17 protein-coding genes are annotated in these 17,897 nt (G+C 59.6%); 10 read left to right on the top strand and 7 right to left on the bottom strand.

The window, feature by feature from the left end:
• Positions 1-54: 54 nt before the first annotated feature.
• A complete protein-coding gene (locus V5N12_RS00170; RefSeq protein ID WP_332897129.1) occupies positions 55-1,464 on the bottom strand; it encodes a sugar transferase in 1,410 nt (469 codons plus the stop codon).
• 280 nt (positions 1,465-1,744) lie between these two features.
• Between V5N12_RS00170 and V5N12_RS00165 the strand changes: the two genes are divergently transcribed.
• Both V5N12_RS00165 and V5N12_RS00160 read left to right on the top strand, forming a co-directional pair.
• Positions 1,745-2,176, top strand: a complete 432-nt coding sequence (locus V5N12_RS00165) for a pyridoxamine 5'-phosphate oxidase family protein (protein WP_332897128.1) — start codon at positions 1,745-1,747, stop codon at positions 2,174-2,176.
• Positions 2,177-2,314: 138 nt separating this feature from the next.
• Positions 2,315-2,737 carry an ArsR family transcriptional regulator gene (locus tag V5N12_RS00160; RefSeq protein WP_332897127.1) on the top strand — a complete coding sequence of 141 codons (423 nt, stop codon included), beginning with the start codon at positions 2,315-2,317 and terminating at the stop codon, positions 2,735-2,737.
• An 11-nt stretch (positions 2,738-2,748) separates the two neighbouring features.
• Here the strand turns inward: V5N12_RS00160 and V5N12_RS00155 are convergent, their stop codons facing one another.
• A complete protein-coding gene (locus V5N12_RS00155) occupies positions 2,749-3,594 on the bottom strand; it encodes an alpha/beta fold hydrolase (protein ID WP_332897126.1) in 846 nt (281 codons plus the stop codon).
• Between the two features lie 209 nt (positions 3,595-3,803).
• Here V5N12_RS00155 and V5N12_RS00150 point away from each other — a divergent pair, with 209 nt between their 5' ends.
• The gene (locus V5N12_RS00150; protein WP_332897125.1) at positions 3,804-4,544 is read left to right on the top strand and encodes an alpha/beta fold hydrolase; all 741 of its coding nucleotides are present in this window, start codon (positions 3,804-3,806) and stop codon (positions 4,542-4,544) included.
• 48 nt (positions 4,545-4,592) lie between these two features.
• On the opposite strand, the gene V5N12_RS00145 is transcribed toward V5N12_RS00150, so the two are convergent.
• Together V5N12_RS00145 and V5N12_RS00140 are read right to left on the bottom strand one after the other, a co-directional pair.
• Complete coding sequence (locus V5N12_RS00145; RefSeq protein WP_332897124.1) at positions 4,593-5,891, bottom strand: alginate lyase family protein; 1,299 nt, start codon at positions 5,889-5,891, stop codon at positions 4,593-4,595.
• A gap of 198 nt (positions 5,892-6,089) precedes the next feature.
• Positions 6,090-6,221, bottom strand: a complete 132-nt coding sequence (locus V5N12_RS00140) for a hypothetical protein (RefSeq protein ID WP_332900111.1) — start codon at positions 6,219-6,221, stop codon at positions 6,090-6,092.
• A gap of 88 nt (positions 6,222-6,309) precedes the next feature.
• Here V5N12_RS00140 and V5N12_RS00135 point away from each other — a divergent pair, with 88 nt between their 5' ends.
• The 7 genes from V5N12_RS00135 (at position 6,310) to V5N12_RS00105 (ending at position 14,142) form a co-directional block, all read left to right on the top strand.
• Complete coding sequence (locus V5N12_RS00135) at positions 6,310-7,167, top strand: TrmB family transcriptional regulator (protein ID WP_332897123.1); 858 nt, start codon at positions 6,310-6,312, stop codon at positions 7,165-7,167.
• 242 nt (positions 7,168-7,409) lie between these two features.
• Positions 7,410-7,547: a hypothetical protein gene (locus V5N12_RS00130; protein WP_332897122.1), complete on the top strand. Its 138-nt coding sequence runs from the start codon at positions 7,410-7,412 to the stop codon at positions 7,545-7,547.
• 106 nt (positions 7,548-7,653) lie between these two features.
• Positions 7,654-8,796, top strand: a complete 1,143-nt coding sequence (locus tag V5N12_RS00125; RefSeq protein ID WP_332897121.1) for a GNAT family N-acetyltransferase — start codon at positions 7,654-7,656, stop codon at positions 8,794-8,796.
• Between the two features lie 225 nt (positions 8,797-9,021).
• Positions 9,022-10,311, top strand: coding sequence for a carboxylate--amine ligase (locus V5N12_RS00120; RefSeq protein WP_332897120.1), 1,290 nt, complete (start codon positions 9,022-9,024; stop codon positions 10,309-10,311).
• A complete protein-coding gene (locus tag V5N12_RS00115; protein WP_332897119.1) occupies positions 10,308-11,111 on the top strand; it encodes an FkbM family methyltransferase in 804 nt (267 codons plus the stop codon). Before V5N12_RS00120 ends, V5N12_RS00115 begins: the two co-directional genes overlap by 4 nt.
• Positions 11,112-11,274: 163 nt before the next feature.
• Positions 11,275-12,420, top strand: coding sequence for a GNAT family N-acetyltransferase (locus tag V5N12_RS00110; RefSeq protein WP_332897118.1), 1,146 nt, complete (start codon positions 11,275-11,277; stop codon positions 12,418-12,420).
• 192 nt (positions 12,421-12,612) lie between these two features.
• The gene (locus V5N12_RS00105; protein WP_332897117.1) at positions 12,613-14,142 is read left to right on the top strand and encodes a flippase; all 1,530 of its coding nucleotides are present in this window, start codon (positions 12,613-12,615) and stop codon (positions 14,140-14,142) included.
• 33 nt (positions 14,143-14,175) lie between these two features.
• Here V5N12_RS00105 and V5N12_RS00100 read toward each other — a convergent pair whose 3' ends face one another.
• The 3 genes from V5N12_RS00100 to V5N12_RS00090 form a co-directional block, all read right to left on the bottom strand.
• Positions 14,176-14,640, bottom strand: a complete 465-nt coding sequence (locus tag V5N12_RS00100; RefSeq protein WP_332897116.1) for a hypothetical protein — start codon at positions 14,638-14,640, stop codon at positions 14,176-14,178.
• Between the two features lie 111 nt (positions 14,641-14,751).
• Entirely contained in the window at positions 14,752-16,089 is a 1,338-nt protein-coding gene (locus tag V5N12_RS00095; protein WP_332897115.1) for a hypothetical protein, read from the bottom strand.
• A gap of 118 nt (positions 16,090-16,207) precedes the next feature.
• A complete protein-coding gene (locus tag V5N12_RS00090) occupies positions 16,208-17,788 on the bottom strand; it encodes an alkaline phosphatase family protein (protein ID WP_332897114.1) in 1,581 nt (526 codons plus the stop codon).
• Positions 17,789-17,897 lie beyond the last annotated feature (109 nt).

Here is a 17,897-nt window from a genome sequence, read left to right as displayed (position 1 = left end):
GTATAACGTTGGCTGGAAATCGGTTCAGAAGTGTTGACAAGATCAAGTAGATCCCTACTGATTGAATACTATTGATTCAGCGACTAACCACATTTGTCGCGTTACTATTTTTATATCGAACCAAAACGATTGCTGCTGAATATACTCGATGTCGTAACGTAATTTTGCATCTGGTGCTGTACTGGATGCACCTTTAATCTGCGCTAGCCCAGTCAGTCCTGGCTTCACGAACCACCGCTTTCGCCACGCTCCCATCCCATTTTCTAAGTGGAACTCTTCGTCCGTCCAGACAGCACGAGGACCCACGACGCTCATATCGCCTTTCAAAATAGACCAGAGCTGTGGAATCTCATCAAGGTGCGTGACCCGAAGCATGTGACCGACCCGTGTGATTCGCGTGTTTTCAGCATCTCTGATGGGTGCCGTATCCTCACTTTCTGGAAGCATCGTCCGGAACTTGTAAATACGGAAGGTCTCACCACGCTCTGCAGTCCGCTCTTGACTGTAGAGGATCGGCCCTTTACTATCAAGTACCACTGCGAGTGCAATCAGGAGCATCAATGGCGCTAACACTACTAATCCAACCAGCGAAAACACCACGTCAAATGCCCGTTTGACAATGTAGTCCTGCCAGTCCCAGGGCTCAATGTCCACATCCCTAATCGGTTCGTGCGTCGTCCCTCTGGTCAGTATGCCGTCTGCGTGGCGCTCGTGAATCTTCGCGTTCACACCCGTAGCATGACACGTCTCAAGCGTCCCAAAGAACTCGGCTCTGTCCGTACTCGAAAACGCCAACAAGACGGTGTCCACGTCGTACTCGACGAGAATGCTCTCCAAGCGAGACAGCCCACCGAGACACGGCAATTCCGAGAAACTCACGCCGCCGTCTGCCATCGCAGCTCCCGGCGTCACCGACTGTTTGCGTGCGTGTTCCATGCCGCGGTCGGGCATGGGCGGGGCAACGTACCCGAGCACCGGCAGCTCCGTCTCGTCTAACAGCTCTATCATGCCACGGAGGTCGTCCCCAACCAAGATGGCTCGCTCCCCGACGTCCGGTGATTTGCGAATGCTGACGAACCAGGCGGGGAGCAGGCCGAACAAGAGACCAACCACTAACAACAGCGTCGTCCGCGGGAGGCGATACGTATAGTCGAAGTAGCCAATCGCGGCGAGGGCGAGCCCCGCGATCAGGACGCGCTTGTGGGTGACGGCAATCACGTCGAGGATGCGCCGTGGCTGAGGCTTGAACAGCGGAAACATCACACCAATCACGACGAGTACTGCAGTCAGAACTGCCAACACGAGCGACCCACCAGTAAGCGTCGTTGCGGGCAGCCGCTCTAAAACAGGGAGCATCGTGAACAGCTGCTGAGCAATCGGATGATTGGCCACTTGGACGGCCAAAACCGTTAACAGCAGCGTGCCCGCGACGCTCGCGGTGCGATACGCCCACCCTGATACCATTGTCAATAAAACTGCACTCATACGGCATAAATTCTCTGTAAATGATGTGACCGGTCAGGGGTTCTAATTTTCAATGAATTCTACTAATTGATTCAGTCTCCCTTCGTCACGAAATGTTATCCTCGCGTGAGCCGTCCTGTATTTTCGTGCGGCATTTCCCATACCCTGTCCCGTGCTATCAATCTCACTCGCTGAGACTCAGCGGCCCGCTTTATCCAACGTATCATCGTCTATTCACCTGATGACAATTGACGACCTGGGGGAGTATGGGGTAGTTCAAATGGACGACGACGAGGTGGCTCGATTCCTCGCAAGCCAGCACGTTGGCGTGCTCTCGCTTCCAACCGAGGGTGCACCGAGCATGCGCCCGCTGTCGTTCTGGTTCGACGGCGAGCGGGGTCTCTACTTCCTCTACGTTGGCGGTGAGACCGGACGCAAAGCGCTGTTGAGCGACGCGGCCGACACCGCACGCTTCCTCGTGTATCGTGCAGAGGCGATGTTCAACTGGCGGAGCGTTCTCCTTACGGGCAGCATCAATCGGGTCGAGGACACCGATGAACATGCAGTTGAGGAACTCCTGGCTGTCCCACAGCGTCCCGACTTGTTCAAGGAGGTTATCGACGCAGAGGAGACAGTGCTCTATCGCTTCGATATCACGGAGTCGACGGGCATCAAGCACCTCGGGCTTCCGGCTGGGTTCGAGGCTGAGTAAGTCAAACCTTCAAACAGTGGTTGACTGTGAGCGTACGGGGCATCACGACAGTAGCCATTACAGTCACAACCATACCAGTTTCAACCATACTGGTCATGACCAGTACAATTATTCAATCTACGGACTTACCCGTAGCTAATGGCCAACAGTAGCCAGTCGGTTGACTCGGATGGGTTCGACACGTGGACGGCGCTCAAACTCATCAAGCAGGACACGCGCGCTAACCTCATCGCCGACATCGTTGGTCACCCAAAAGGGATGCCGAGCGTTCCCGAACTCGATTACACCAACCCAAGCATCGGCCGGAGCGCCATCGACGGCCACCTCCGGAAACTCATCGAGGCGGGTGTTATCGAGGCGGTCGAACTCCCTGCCGGTGAACGCAGTCGTGACCTCCCGTACAAGTTCTACCGAATCACGCCGGAAGTCCGGGAACTGTTCGACCGCAACAACCTCTTTGCGGAATCGGTGTGGCGAGAAACCTACGCGAAGGTGGAAAAGACGCCCGAAATCCTCGAAATGCAGTCGATGCCTCGCCCCGCAGTTGGGGAGGACGCATAGGGTTCTCACACCTACTCCAGAAAGTCTGTGAGTCGCTCCACGCACAACTCGGGCTTTTCTTGGGGGAGCCAGTGGGCGCACTCGGCTATCACGGTACACTCTGCATTCGCCAACTGCCGAGCAGCGCGTTCGCTCCACGCCGCGGGAAACACTTCGTCTGCCGCGCCGTGCAGCAACAGTGTCTCTGTCTCGACTTCGTCCAGCCGGTCGGTGTACACGGTTCTGTACCCAGAAGGAGTAACCTCGTGTTTGCGCCAGCTTCGAAACGCCGTCGCCACGCCGGGTCGCTGTAACTGTTCGTAGAAGTCGTCCACCACCTGCTCGCTCACCGTGTCGAGATCGTAGACAATCGACCCAAGACTCGCCCGCGCAAGACCACGACTGCGTTTCAACAGCCCAATCGAGAGCTTGTTGAACTGCGGGATTTGCGCGAGGACGTACGAAAGGCGGCCGTTTGGCAACTCACTGCCGAGGCCGTAGCTGTCGATGAGACAGAGCCGAGAGACGCGGTCTGGTGCTCGCAGGGCGAATCCCAACGCGATGCCCCCACCGAGCGAGATACCCACAAGATTTGTCTCGTCGAGGCCAACTGCATCGAGGAACCCGTCGAGCATGCCGATGTGACGGTCGGTCGTGTACGGGCCCGCGGGAATGTCGCTCTTGCCGTAGCCAAGCAAATCGAGGGCGTACACCTGAAACTGTTCTGCGAGCGGTTCGATGACGGCACCCCACGAGAGATGTGCGGCGTCGATGATGCCACCGTGGAGCAAGACGACGGGTGGGCCGCTTTCTCCCGCTCGCAGGTAGTGGAGTCGGTGCCCATCGACAGTCGCGTAGTGGCTTTGCGGGTCACTCATTCAGAGAGACTTGTTTCTCCACTGTCAAAGAGACTCGCCAAGACTACACCTCTCCCGACGTTTGCGAATGGTTACCACTCTGCGAATCCTACTAGCGGTTAGTGCCTGCTCAGGCGCAGGCAAATGGGGTGCGGTGAGTGGTGATGAACTCTTCAGGTACCTTTGAGACGGTAGTATCGCCGGATGGAACGCAGATTGCATACGAACGAATGGGACGTGGTCCTCCACTCGTCCTCGTTCACGGGACGAGTGCGGATCACACGAGTTGGCGCGCGATTAGTCCCTTGCTTGCAGACCACGTCACGCTGTACGCGATGATTCGCCGGGGGCGCGGGGAGAGCGGCGATGCAGCCGAGTACGCCCTCGAACGGGAGGCAGAAGACGTTGTGGCGCTCGTCGAAGCCATCGACCAACCCGTGGTGTTGTTCGGCCACTCGTTCGGCGGACTCTGTGCGCTGGAGGCGGCCGTGCACACGAACACGCTCTGCGGGCTCATCCTCTACGAACCAGCGATTCCGATGCGCGGCCATCTCTACGACGAAGAGGTGCTCGCCGAGATGCAGTCGCTTCTCACTGACGGAGCAAACGAACAGATGCTCCTCTTGTTCTTGCGGGAGATAGCGGAACTCTCGGGTGACCAAATTGACGCACTGCGCGCCTCTCCCGCCTGGCCGTCTCGCGTGAAGGCGGCCCACACAGTGCTCCGCGAGGCGTACGCAGAAGAGGCGTATGTGTTCGACCCACGCCGATTCGCTGCGGTGACGACGCCAACCATCTTGCTGGATGGTGGAAACAGTCCATCTTCTTTCCGTGACGCGACGGCGGCGGTGGCTGACGCGCTCTCCAACAGTCGAATCGTCACGTTGGACGGCCAGGAACACGTCGCCTACTACACAAACCCGGAACTGTTTGTAGAGACAGTGCTGGGTTTCATCGAGCAGGTTGCGTAACGAGGTGGAGCACTATTTGAACCAACTCCAACACTCGAAATCACCACGTTACAACGCAAACCGATTCGCGTGCGTGAGCGACGTCCACCCCAAAATCCGACGGTCGAACACTGGCCTGCCCACCGCATTGACCGCATCGAGGTAGGCATCATCGCTCCATTGCGAGTAGGCGAGTTCGTACACCGATGCACCCTCCTCTTGTTCGTCTTTGGTATAGCCGTTATCCCCAATGCCCCACTCCCAGCCGTCACTGCTTGCGACGTATCTCGCGTAGTAGGTGAACGCCCGCTTGAGGGCGCTCGTTTCTGGAACATCCGCTGTCCGATAGTCATAGAGATCTTCGTCGTAGTGGCGCGCGATTTCGGCGGTCATGGTGAGCGCTTTCAGGCCGTACATCGAGTACTGCAGGCCGTCTTCGCGCTGGCGTTCGTATTCGAGCAGTCCGTCTTCGGTAATTTGGTCGAGTGCGCCACTTCGCCAGTCGTCGAACGCCGTGTCGAGCGCGTCTCTGTCGTCCAGATACGCGGCAGCGGTCGCACGCGAGAAAATCCACCACGCGAAGATGTTGTTCTTGACCACGCCAGTATAGCGGTTCTGCTCGCGCCCGGCTTCGAGGTCTTCGCGGAACGCCTCGACCCACGCTCTGAAGGCCGTCTCGCCGCCGTGGGTCTCTGCCCACGCTTGGTGACCCGAGAGGAACGACGCGCCATAAATCATCGTGGGGATGGTGATGTAAATCTCGATCGAGAAGTACGCCTCTCCGTGATTTCGCCCGGAGGGGTACATCGCCGTCTCGGGGTCGAGACACCAGTGGTCGAGCAGCGAGATGGCCTTCTGTGCGTAGCGGTCGTCGCCGGTGAACGCATATCCCATCCCGAGGTCGCGGATGGCGTGGCTCATCTGGAGGGCGTTCGAGTAGTCGGTGCGGTCTGCATCGGTCGCAAACCGGTTTGCCGCCACGCCATCAGGCGCGCCGTTGGTCACCACGCTCGTCGGCCTCGTCCCGAGTGCCCGGTTCGCACTCCGTCTGAGTGCGAGAAAGCCGCTGTACCACGGGTCTTCGCGCGCCGCAACCTTCCGCTGAATCGCAGTGAGTTCGTCTTCGTCGAGAAAGCCCGCATAGGTGACGTACGCTGGCTCAGTCGGCGTGATTGTCGTCGTCGGCTCGAGGTCGTCTCCCGTTTGTGTTGTTGTCGTTGGCTGTTCGGTTGGTTGCTGGCCACAGCCCGCGAGCGCGACGCCCGCCCCGAGTGCGGCTGCGAGGAACGTCCGTCGATACAGCCCTCGCGGCGTTTCATCGTCACTCCGTAACCCGTCTCCCCCATCGCTTTCATCCGCAGTTTCCAAGTGAGACACCCCATACCCCTGCAGAACTCGGTACACACCGTCTGCAATCGGTGAATTGTCTGCAGATACGTGGGCCACAGATTTAGCAATGCACCTTCCCACTCAATGATAGCATCCCGCACGGACTCCGTACGGTGCCAGTAGAAACCGTCCAACTCACACAAACCGCAGACCGACTCGCCTGCCGAATCTGCCGAGTTACTCTTCTTCGTTCTCCGCCGCTGCGCGCCGCTCGCTGAGTTTCTCCCAGATTTCGACACAGCCGGCTCCCGCTTCGATATCGGCGAGGTGTGCTCGGTCGTCAGTTTGGCAGTCAGTTATGTTACTCACAATCTTAGTAACGAATGTCTCGGCTGATAGTATAAACGTTTCTCAAACCCGAACCGCTGTTATCCCTGCATCCCATGCGTACGACTACATGACCGACGACGACACGCGGCGCTTGCTCGAACGGCTCAATCTCAAGGAGTATGAGATGCAGTCGCTCGAACATCTGCTGTCGCTCGGGCGCACCACAGCGCCGAATCTCGCTGAGGCGACGGGCATCCCCCGGGCACGCATCTACAGCGTCCTCGATGGCCTCGGTGACCGTGGGTTCATCAAAATCATTCCCGGGCGACCAAAGCAGTACCAGCCAAAAGCACCCGCTGAAATCCTCGCCCGTGCGGAGGAAAACGAGCGCCAACAGTTCGAGTCGTATCGTGCCTCGCTCGACGACATCCGCGAGGAGTTTCTCGAAACCTTCGAGCCACGCTACGAACGCGCGAGCGAGGACATCCGCCCGACCGAAGAGCTGTTCTGGGCGGTCGATGTGGGCGACCCAAGCGAGACAGAAACCCGCCAGTTGTACCACGATGCAACAGACACCGTGTCCGTCCTCACCAAGAGCTTTGAGTACCTGCCGAGCATCGAACCCGCCCTCGCGGCAGCCCTCGACCGCGGCGTCACACTCCAAGTGCTGTTCCTCCATCCCGACCACCTCACCGAGCAGAACCGCGACATCCAACAGGCGCGGGTTGACACGCTCGAAACGGCGTATCCTGACGTTTCGATTCGCTATAGCGAAGAAAAGCTGCCGTGGCGCGGCACGTTCATCGACCCGAGTATGGCCTACGATTCGGGTCGCGCCATCTTACTCGTCGAAGAGCTAAACGTGCCCCTCCACATGCGGCAGGCAGCTGTCACGGAAAACGGCTCGTTCGTCGCGGGGCTGAAGCGCTATTTCGACCTCATCTGGAACTACGAAAGCGTCAATGACGTTGGCCACTCCCGCTAAGAACAGCGCGTGTGTGCGCCTCTTCTTATCGTCAGTCGTCACGGACTCGATTGTACACTGTGTGCCCACAGTTCGAACATTTTCGTGGTGCCTTTCGGTAGGCCTTTTTGCAGTTGGCACACTCCCATTTTGCGCCGAGGAGTTTGGTCAGGATGCCCATTGTAACCTGTTATGAGGACGACTCTTATCTCCGTATCGCCGCCAACAGCTTTTTCCTCGTCCGTGTTTTAGGCTAGCCTAAAATGGGCGTGTTCACTTTCCTCTCCGCGCTTCGACCGGCCCACCGGCGAGCAGACCTCTCTGTTGCGATGTACTGCTGTGCATTCGATGCAGAACCAGTTACTGCAGAGACACAATCAGACGCGACGCACACGTCGTAGGCCGGTTTTTCTCGCACTCGTTTCACAGACAGACCGCGGTTTCTGAGATTCAACTACGCTGTTAAGACATTCATTCTTAACCTATTTCCAGCAGAACCAAGAGTGTATGTCACTTAAAGGGGATGTCCAAACTGCTGTAGCGGACAGTGGAGAGTACACGATTCGGTGGTACGAGACTCGTGATCGAGCAGCGTTTATCGACCTCTATTCGCTCGCATTCGCCAGCCGCGGCGAGGAGTGGTTTCGGTGGAAATACGAGCAAAACCCGTACGCAGAGCGCGTCCCCATCATCGTCGCGGAGAAAGACGGCGAGATTGGCGCGGTTCGGCCCTTCATCCCGCTTTCGCTCCGCGTGGCGGAGAAAACCGTCCCCGTCATCCAATTGGCCGACCTCGTTGTCCACCCCGACCACCGCAGAAATGGGCTGATGACGACGCTTTCGCGCTGGATGAAAACCACCTGCTGGGACGACTACGCCGCGACGTTCACCTACGCGACGCAAGCGGCGCGCGATGGGATTCTCAAGATGCAAGCCGAGCGGTGGACCGACCATGACCTCGGCCTGTTCGACAAGTACGAACGCCTGAACAACGTCGCTGCGTTCGTCGGCGACGACCACTCGCGTTCGGTCCGCCTCGGCGCGACTCTCGCCACGCCCGCCTACCGACTCAAACACCGCCTCGGTGACCGCCTCGCTACGGTCGATCCGACGATTCGCGTCGTTCGCCACGAGTCGGTGCCCGTCTCGTTGCTCGCGAGCCTCTACAAGACGGCCGTGCCAGAAACGGCACACATCCTGCGCGACGAAACGTTCTACAACTGGCGGTTTGCCGAACCGGACCGGGAGTTCGTGACCTACGTTGCCATGCGCGACGCGCTGCCGGTCGCCGCCATCGTCGTCGGCACCAACCACGTCGCCGAGTCGCCCTCGACCGCACAGCTCGTCGAGGTGGTGCCACTCACCGGTAGTGAGGCACGCGCCCCCGAATTCTCCGCGCTCGTCTCACACATCACGCGCGACTATGCCGGGGTTGACCACATCTGTGCGACGAGCGGGGCACTCTCCAGGGACGTGCTCTCAGCCCACGGCTTTTCGCCAACCGATTCCTTCCCGCTCTCGAAGCTCGTGACTCCTTCGTACCTGCTCGTTTGCCCGCTCGGCGGCTCGGCGGATGACGCCGTAGTTACTGAGGGCCTGACACGACACAACGGCTGGAACACGACCTACTGCGAACGGTTGTTGGGCTGAGGCCAAAGGGTGGCCTCGATCTCGCGGAAATACGCTCGTTATACAACTAATAACCGCCATTCACTCAGGGGGGTATTCGGGTGGGATGATGGGGTTGCGGCCTTCTCGTCGCATGATTTTGCCAAACCCACAGTGGGCATGGGGGCGTTAGTTGTTGGCATTACGAAGAAAGTCATGTATATGTGATTACTACTTAAGCAAGATTACACTGTATATGCGGGTGTAATGGGGCACAAAGTTCTCGTCCTTGATGGACAGGGGCCAAATTCGCTGGCGTTGTGTCGGACGCTTGGGCAGAAGGGGGTTTCGGTGATTTCAGGCGGCAACACGAAATATCTGCCCGGAATGCTTTCTAAGTATACCGACGGGTCGTACATTTATCCAGACGTTTCAGAAGACGAGGGTGTATTCGTCGACCATTTGTATGAGCATTTAGCCACGAATGACTACGCGGCGGTGTTCCCCGTAACCGACGTGATGACCACGGTTTTGTCGCGGCACAAAGAGCGGCTCGAATCGACGGGCACGAAAGTGGGGGCCGAAGACTGGGAGACCCACCTCAACGCGAACGACAAAAAGCGGTTGTTCGAGTTGGCAGAAGGGCTGCCAATCCCGAGCCCGAGGACGTTCTCGCCGCAGTCGCTTGCGGACGTCGCGGAAATCGACAAAGACCGCGATTATACGGTCGTCATCAAACCGCGTCGGACGACGTTCACCACGGACAGTGGCCAGTCGACGACGAATCGGATGTCGGGGGTCAACTACGTCGGTCCAGAGGAAGACCTCGTCGAACGCTTCGAAGGAATTATCGGCAAGTGGTCGGGACGCCAGTTCGAGTACCCACTCGTCCAAGAGTTCAAAGACGGTGTCGAGACCATGGCGACGGTCGGTCTCGCACACGAAGGCGAGTTGGTGACGTTCTTCCAGCACAAGAAGTATCGCGTCTATCCACCTTCCGGTGGGATTGGCGCAGTCAGACAGGGGACGTGGGAGCCGCGGATGAAAGTCTACGCGGACGAAATCGTCCGGGCGCTCGACTGGAACGGGCCGGTACACGTCGAGTTCATGAAGATGCCAGACGGCGACTTCTACCTGCTCGAGGTGAACGGTCGCTACTGGGGGTCGCTCGCGCTCACCATCAACAGCGGCGTTGACGTGCCGTGGCTTCACTACAAGCAACTGACCGGCCAGTTCCCCTTCGACAAGCCGCGTGCCGAACAGCCCGTCGTGGCGACGAGTGGCGGCGTCGATATCGCCAACTGGCAGACGATTCCGGAGCCAGAGTATCGGACGGACGTCAAACAGCGAAAGCTGTTCTACACGGACATCATGTGGCTGCGAGAGCAGCTCTCGCGCAACCAATACCAGGCGCTCATCCCGTTCACGACGTCGTTTTTCACGACGCGCGATGTGTTCCTCAACCTTGACGATCCGCTGCCCTTCCTCGGGCTCATTCCGCGCTCGCTTAAGGTGCGGTCGAACCGGAAGAAAGGTATCTCCGTCTACGACCGATGAGCCGCGTTTGGCAGTTCGTCGAGGCTGCGGGACTCGCTCCGCTCGCCCGGAAAAGCTACCTGCTGGTGCGCGCTGCCCCGAAAGGGTGGCGACATCGCGGTCAGGTTGGCGACGTCACGGCTGAGTTTGCGACCACGTCGCTGCTCGAATACCAGCGGGTGACGACGCTGTTCGGTGAAGAAGACATCCTCGCGGCGCTCCTTGCCGACTTAGACGGCGACGAGGTCGTCTGGGATATCGGCGCAAACGTCGGCATCTACGCCTGCTTCATCGCGAACAAACTCACCACGGGGGTCGTCGTTGGCTTCGAACCGGAGCCAGTGAACGAAGCTCGGTTGCGCGCCAACCTCGAAGCAAACGCCCCATCCGAACGGTGGCAGACCTCGTCGGTTGCGCTCTCAGACGACGACGGGCCCGGCCGGATGGCGTCTGCAGACGACAGAGCGAAGGGCGCAGAGGCAGGAGCGGGCCACCACTATCTCGCTCCCGATGGCTGGCTGCCCGTCGAGTGTCGGCGCGGCGAGACGGCCATCACGGAGGGGGTTCCCGCGCCTACCGTGTTGAAAATCGACGTCCAAGGCGCGGAGATGAAGGTGTTAGAAGGGATGGGTGATGCGCTCGCAGACGTCTCGCTCATCTACGCCGAACTCCACACCGAAAAGTGCCCGCAGCGGTACGGAACGACCGTCGAGGAAGTCGAACAGTTCCTCACGGACGCCGGATTCACCCTCACGAACCTGGGTACGCCAGCCGGGAGTCGAGAGGGTGTCTACTACGTGCGGGCGGCTCGCAGTTCGTGAGTCGCTCGTGACAAAACGAGCGACATGCCGCCCGTCGTGTCGCTTCGTTGCCCGATTTTCGCCACACGGGTTGCTGCGGGCGATTAACCTCTACTTACCTCTCAGACCCATCACTCGTTAGGAGATTCATTCTTATTCAGGTTCCAGCAGAACCTCTCTCCATATGTCCGTCCCACGAACGGCATCGAGTCTCGACTCCTCAAATGACGAATATTCAATTAGATGGTACGATGAGCGCGACCGAGAGGCGTTTCTCAACCTGTACAATCTCGCGTTCAGCGGCTGTACGCCAGAGTGGTTCGCGTGGAAGTACGAACAGCTTCCCTACGCGGATTTCGTCCCCATCATCGTCGCGGAGAAAGACGGCGAGATTGGGGGTTTCCGGCCGGTGTTGCCCCTCCCGATTCAAGTAGGCAATGAGACCGTCATGGCGCTCCAGCTCATCGACCTGATGGTACACCCAGACCACCGCCGCCAGGGGCTGATGACGAAGATGTACGAGTGGATGCGAGACGAGTGCTGGGACGACTACGCCGCGACGTTCACCTACGCAAACGAGCCCTCACGCCGGGGGATGATGAAGATGAACGACGAGCGCTGGACACACCACGACCTCGGCCAGTTCGACAAGTACGAACGGATTCACAACTTTACGGCGTTCACCACCGACGAGCACCCACCAGCCCTCCAGTTCGGCGCGAAGGTCGCAAACCCGGTTAGCACGCTCAAACTCCGCGTGCAAGACATGCTCAAGCTCACGGACAACGACATCGTCGTCACGCGCCACGACTCGGTTCGGACGGACATCCTGCTCGAAATTCACGAGAGGGTACACACAGACCAGCCACACGTCCGCCGGGACGCGGAGTTCTACAACTGGCGGTTTGCCGAACCCGACACAGAATTCGTCATGTACTCTGCCAGCCGCAACGGCGTGCGAGAGGCAGCTATCGTCGTCGGCTTCGACCAGACCGTCGATGGGCCAACGACGGCCAACCTGACGGAGATTTTACCGCTCGCAGGCGGCTTCGAACTCGGCGCGGCGTTCTCGTGTCTCCTCTCGCGCATCACTTCGGAGGTTGACTTCGTTGACCACATCAGCGCGACGGGCAACGTCATCCCCCACCGCATTCTCGCGGCCCACGGCTTCGCCCGCTGGAACTCCTACCCGCTCTCTAAGTTCGTCGAGGCGTCGTCGTTCCTCGTCTGCCCGCTCGGCGGACTCGACCACTCACAGCCGGGTATCGAGGCGGCGCTCGTGAACCCGCCCGGATGGAACATGTCGTATTGCGAACGGCTGTTCGGCTAAGCGCGGCTGTTTTCTTCTTCATCGTCAATTCGCCCGTTTGGCGGCTGGTAACGCCCGCAACAATCGCGACGGTGGCTGGTAGCCGACGAATAACGAAATGTGGATTGGGAGTGTATCTAGCCATACAGTGCCCACACGCTACCCACCTGCCCACCGGTTCGCTGGCACGGGGACGGTGTCACCTGTCAAAATATGTCTGCAAAGAATGATAACCTCTTAGCGCTCCTTGCGAGTTCGGCGCTCATCTTCCTCGGCGTCGGGCTCTCATCGGTATCCCGATTCGCAGAGCGCATCATCATCGCCCGCACCTTCACGCCAGCCGTTTACGGCGAGGTGACCATCGGCCTCGCCATCCTTTCTGTTGGCCTGACCATCTCGCTTATCGGCCTCAACCACGGGATGCCGCGGTTCGTCTCGCGCTACGACGACCCCGCTGAAATCCGGGGCGTGTGGGTCGTTGGCCTGCTCGCGTCGATGGTGACGAGCCTCCTCATTGCAGTCGCGCTCTACGTGAACATGGACCTGCTCACGACGTACCTGTTCGACGATGCCGTCTCGACTGACCTGCTCACCATCTTCATCATCCTCATCCCCGTGAACGTCGGCGTCAACATCGGGGTTGGCTTCCTCCGGGGCATGGAGAACACGAAGTACAAATTCTACGCAGAAGACCTCATCCGCCCCGGCGTCCGCCTGCTGTTGCTCATCGGGATTCTCACGATGGGCTTTTCCATCATCGCAGTTGGCTACGCCTACGCCATCGCGTCGGTGCTCGGGCTGTTCGTCGTCCACTACTACGCCAACCGCCTCGTCCCGCTGTTCGGCCCGGTGAAAACGCACACCCGCGAAATCGTCGCCTACTCGGCTCCGCTCACGCTTGCGATGTTTCTCACCGTGTTGCTCACGCAGATGGACACGCTCATGGTCGGCTTCTTCCGCTCGTCGGCAGAGGTTGGCCTCTATAACGCCGCCTACCCGCTTGCGAGCAGCCTGATGCTGTTCGTCTCCGCGTTTGGCTACCTCTACTTGCCAATCGTCTCGCGACTCGACTCCGAGGGCAACCACGAGGAGATCTCCTCTATCTACCAAGTCACGACCAAGTGGGGCTTTATCGCCTCGTTCCCGGCGTTCGCCGCCGTGTTCATCTTCTCGAGTGACCTGCTCACGATGTTCTTCTCGCCCGAGTACGCCCCCGCGGGCCTCGCGCTCACCATCCTTTCGCTTGGCTTCCTCACGGACGCCGCGATGGGCCACAACCGGACGACGCTCGCCGCGCTTGGCTACACGACCCACATGCTGTTCGCGGACATCATCACGCTCTCGCTCAACTTGGTGTTGAACATCTACCTGATTCCACGCTACGGCTTCGTGGGTGCGGCGGTCGCCACCACGGCGGCCTACGTCGCCCGCAACACTGTCGTCTACTTCGTGTTGAAGCTGAAGTTCGGCATCACGCCGTTTTCGCGCATCACCGTCACCACCTACCTCGTGGTGCCCCTCGTCCTCGGGCCGATTGCGTATCTGCTCTCGACGGTTATGGCGCTCACGCCGCTCACGTTCGTCGCGTTCGTCGTCGGCATCGGCCTCGCAGAACTCGTCGTCATTACGTTCGCTGGCTGCCTCCAGCCTGAGGACGCCGTGTTCTTAGACTTCGTCGAGAAGTCGATTGGCAGGGAACTCACGTTCCTCAGAAACTACCTCCCGAAACCCGTAGAAGAGTGAGGTTCGACCCCAGTGACGGCTCGATTCATTCTGCTAGTACCACCACGAATCTGAGCCACAGGCACTCTGTTGGAATCGAATGTAGGGCTCCTCAGTTGCATTGTCTCGATGAATCTCGACATAGAGCTCTTCGTCCACTCTATCGGACTCGGTACAATCCGGATAGAACAGGTAGCGCGCTCGCACGGAGCGATTGTCGTTAAGCTCCGCACGGACGACGTATTTTCTACTTTCGAGCACGTCCGACTTTACGATTTCAAACCTCCCTTGGCCGTTCGGGGGCTGCATCTCGTAGCTTTCTCGCAGTACCACCGATTCGCTATGCTCTCTTCCCTCTGCACGCAGCATCTCGACATCAAGCTCGTGTTGCTCTGAATCAAAATTGTAGAGCTTCAGCGTCAGCCGCTGCGATGTGAAGGGGAGGCTCGCACAGCCCGCGAACAGGGAGACACCAAGGCTCCCTGCAGATAGAAGCGCCTTCCGTCGAGAGATGTCCATTAGATAATTGTCATTTCGCGGTGTAACATATGTACCGCCGGTTATAACGTGCCCTGGAGAACACCGACGCTTCGACGCTCTGCTGGCCCTTGACCCAATCACCTCACGGGCTCAGCGTGCCGTGTTGATGGTCACATTTTCGCTGACGAACCCCGACTGTTCGAGGACGACGGGCACGCTCGTCACGGTAATATCGACGTTGCGAAGCAGCGTGTTGTTCGCCCGCAGCAGGTGAATCCCGTTTCGATTCGACCCCGACTGGGTGATGTGGACGTCTTCGAGGACGCTGTTGTCGCGGTCGACGATGCGGATGGCCGCATCCTCGCTCGCATCGCCGCTAATCGTCACCGACTCACACCGGATGGCTCCATCCACGCTACCAACGACGTCGCCGAGCGTTTTCGCGTGAATCGCGGGGACGCGGTCTGCTGAGGTAATGATGGTCGTGTTGCGAATCAACGCAGACGCCATGTCGGATTCGATGACGATGCCACCCTCGCTGTAGGTCACATCAAGCATCTCGACGGTGCAGTCGTCGACGAGGATGCTGTCGCCGTTTCGCAGGCGAATCCCGCGCATGTTCTGAAAGCCCGGTGGCGAGGCATCACACCGGACGTGGACGCCGCGCACCTCCGCGGGGCTGCTCACGCGCACGTTCGCAATCCCGTTGTTCTGGTATGAGCCGCCGAAGACGTACACTGGCCCAACCGAACTCGACGCATAGAGGCCATTGTTCGGGAAGCCACTCACTTCACAGTCGGTGAACGTGAGCTCGCCAACGCTGTCCGGGCCGACGAAAATACCCACCGAAAACGCCTCCATGTCGCCGTCGTTGTGGAGCGAGAGGCGCTCTACGAGGCCGGTTCCCTCCGGGTCGGTGATGCTAAAGCGGGCGGCACCGCTCGGGCCGAAGGCGCGCACGTCGCGCACCACGAGTCGGTCTGCGACCGTCACCTGCAGCGGACGCGGTGAGGTGTTCGGCGCGGAGAAGTCGAACTCGATGCCAGCGAACAGAAAGCCCCGTGGCGACGCCCGGCCCGTCCCGATGTTGAACAGATAGCGGTCGTACCCGCGTTCGGGGACGATCACGGCGCCGTCACCGATGATGCCGAACGTATCGAATCGAGGAAACTCCCAGATGTCGTCCATCAGGTAGCGCCCTCGCGGGAAGTAGAGTACCGTGTTCGACGCGGCGTGTGCCGTGAGCAACGGGACAATCGAGGTCGCGCCGGTCGGGTCTGCGCCAACCTCTTGCATGTTCACGACGCGGTCGAACTCGCTCACGTCGTACGGGTAGCTGGGTTGTTCGCCCGGTGAGTCGGGACCGTCGGATGGCGGTTGCTCGGTCGGTCGATTGCTCGAACACCCCGCAAGCGCCCCGACGACGGCGAGCGAGCCGAGGCGAAGCACGTCGCGGCGGCTCGGTCGACTCTCGGGCGTCCCAGTCATAGGAGAGTAACTTCTCAGAGAATTCGTTTTGTTATAGCGAGACTAATCGTGACAGCCGCCGTGAGCGGTGTAAAACCACCTGATACGACCGCCATCCGCAGTTGGTGAAACCGTCGCCTTATTCGATATATCCGAGCCCGCGCAAGCGATTTTCCACGTCGCTGAAGTCGTCGCTGGCCGTCGCCGCTGCCGCCCCTTTCGTGTAGGAGCCGCGTTTGACCGCGGTGCGCCCGGCTGCAGAGTCGGTGGTGAAGATTTCGCTCAGCACGCGGCCGTCGGTGTCGTCTGGCACCGCCTCACCGAGGCCATGAAGTATGGTTGGCGCAACGTCGTAGACGGTCGCTTCGTGAGTCGAGACACCGGCTTCGATGTTCGGTCCCCACGCGAAGAAGATGCCTTCTGGCAGGTGGTTTGCGGCCATCCGCGTCGGCGAGATGATGTCGTCTGCGAGCGCCGTCGAGATGTCGAAGCCGGGGCGTGGTTCGACCACGAGGTCTGGTGAGTTCGGGTCGGTCGGGAACAGGTCGTCGCCGTCGAACACCATGAGCATCTGCTCGCCCGTCTCCGGGTCGGTGACGCCCTCGAACAGTGCCTTGACCTGTCGTTTGACCGCAGGCACCTCGACGGGGTCGACGATACCCGCAGTGAACCGCCGGGAATCGTTTACGTACACCTCACCGAGCGAGTAGACGAACGCCGCGGTCTCCGCGTAATCGACGTCGAACAGCGGGTGGTCGCCCGGAATCTGCTTTGCCACCTGCGTCGTGAGCGACTGGGGCAGGTGTTCGACGACCATCTCCTCGTCGATGCCGACTTTTGAGAGCGCGCCCATGACGCCCTCCTTGGTGACGCCAAGCCGCGAGAGCGCGCCTCGGACGCCGCGTTCGGTGCGCGGCTTGAGAAGGCCCTCTTCTGTGAGCAGCGAGTTGAGCGCGACTTTCGTGTGCACCGGGCCAAAGCCGTGGTCGGAGACGACGTAGAGCGTCGCGTCGCGCTCTGTGGCGTAGTCCATGACCTGCCCGAGGATTTCATCGAGCAGCTTGTAGTGGGTGAGCTGGACGTCGTCGTCCCAGATGAGGTGCTGGAGGCGGTCTGGCGCGGTGTAGACGAAGAAGAACAGCCGCCAGTCGTCTTGCTCCATCAGCAGTTCCATGAGCTGCCGTCGGGTGCGGACGAGGTCGTTTAGGTCTGCGAGGAACTGGTCTTTCGCGTCGAAGTACTGACTCCAGTTGAGGCCAATGCGGTAGTCTGGAATCCGCGAGCGGATGTCGTCGGTGAGACTCTCCGGGTGGGTAAAACCGGGGCCGATTTCCGGCGTCATCATCCCCGTGACCATGACGCCGTCAATCTCGCGGGCGGGGTAGGTCATCGGGACGTTGCCGACGACCGCAGGCGAGACCATGTCCCAGAGCGCAGGGCGTTGCAGGTCGTTGCCCGTGTACACGTGATGCGTGTAGCTCTCGCTCAGGCGTCTGAAGCCGTAAAGACCGTGTTTGTCCGGGCGGACGCCCGTTGCAATCGACGGCCACGCGAGCGGCGTCGTCGCGGGCGTCGTGCTGTCGAGGGAGCCTGCGGCCCCGTCTTCCATGAGGGTGGCGAAGTGTTCGAGCTCGCCAGCTTCGACCCACTGTTCGATAAGGTACCAGGGAACGCCGTCTAACCCGAGGACGAACGCTTTCGATTGTGCTTGGTGTGACATGATGTGTGACTGCGTGAGAACTCTGCAACTGTCGGTTTGACAACCCAGAATGTTACACGTCTGTGTTCGTATTCTCCGTTCAGCAGATTCTCATTTTGTTATGCGTGAC

The sequence above is a fragment of the Haladaptatus sp. CMSO5 genome (assembly GCF_036689885.1).
Lineage (GTDB): Archaea > Halobacteriota > Halobacteria > Halobacteriales > Halococcaceae > QDMS2.
The sequence above is the reverse complement of the archived record's forward strand: the minus strand, read 5'-3'. Positions and strand labels throughout refer to the sequence as shown.

Coding starts and splice junctions, on each gene's coding strand:
- V5N12_RS00170 (WP_332897129.1), bottom strand. CDS start 1,464: ATGGTATCAGGGTGGGCGTATCGCACCGCGAGCGTCGCGGGCACGCTG.
- V5N12_RS00165 (WP_332897128.1), top strand. CDS start 1,745: ATGGACGACGACGAGGTGGCTCGATTCCTCGCAAGCCAGCACGTTGGC.
- V5N12_RS00160 (WP_332897127.1), top strand. CDS start 2,315: ATGGCCAACAGTAGCCAGTCGGTTGACTCGGATGGGTTCGACACGTGG.
- V5N12_RS00155 (WP_332897126.1), bottom strand. CDS start 3,594: ATGAGTGACCCGCAAAGCCACTACGCGACTGTCGATGGGCACCGACTC.
- V5N12_RS00150 (WP_332897125.1), top strand. CDS start 3,804: ATGGGACGTGGTCCTCCACTCGTCCTCGTTCACGGGACGAGTGCGGAT.
- V5N12_RS00135 (WP_332897123.1), top strand. CDS start 6,310: ATGACCGACGACGACACGCGGCGCTTGCTCGAACGGCTCAATCTCAAG.
- V5N12_RS00130 (WP_332897122.1), top strand. CDS start 7,410: ATGGGCGTGTTCACTTTCCTCTCCGCGCTTCGACCGGCCCACCGGCGA.
- V5N12_RS00125 (WP_332897121.1), top strand. CDS start 7,654: ATGTCACTTAAAGGGGATGTCCAAACTGCTGTAGCGGACAGTGGAGAG.
- V5N12_RS00120 (WP_332897120.1), top strand. CDS start 9,022: ATGGGGCACAAAGTTCTCGTCCTTGATGGACAGGGGCCAAATTCGCTG.
- V5N12_RS00115 (WP_332897119.1), top strand. CDS start 10,308: ATGAGCCGCGTTTGGCAGTTCGTCGAGGCTGCGGGACTCGCTCCGCTC.
- V5N12_RS00110 (WP_332897118.1), top strand. CDS start 11,275: ATGTCCGTCCCACGAACGGCATCGAGTCTCGACTCCTCAAATGACGAA.
- V5N12_RS00105 (WP_332897117.1), top strand. CDS start 12,613: ATGTCTGCAAAGAATGATAACCTCTTAGCGCTCCTTGCGAGTTCGGCG.
- V5N12_RS00100 (WP_332897116.1), bottom strand. CDS start 14,640: ATGGACATCTCTCGACGGAAGGCGCTTCTATCTGCAGGGAGCCTTGGT.
- V5N12_RS00095 (WP_332897115.1), bottom strand. CDS start 16,089: ATGACTGGGACGCCCGAGAGTCGACCGAGCCGCCGCGACGTGCTTCGC.
- V5N12_RS00090 (WP_332897114.1), bottom strand. CDS start 17,788: ATGTCACACCAAGCACAATCGAAAGCGTTCGTCCTCGGGTTAGACGGC.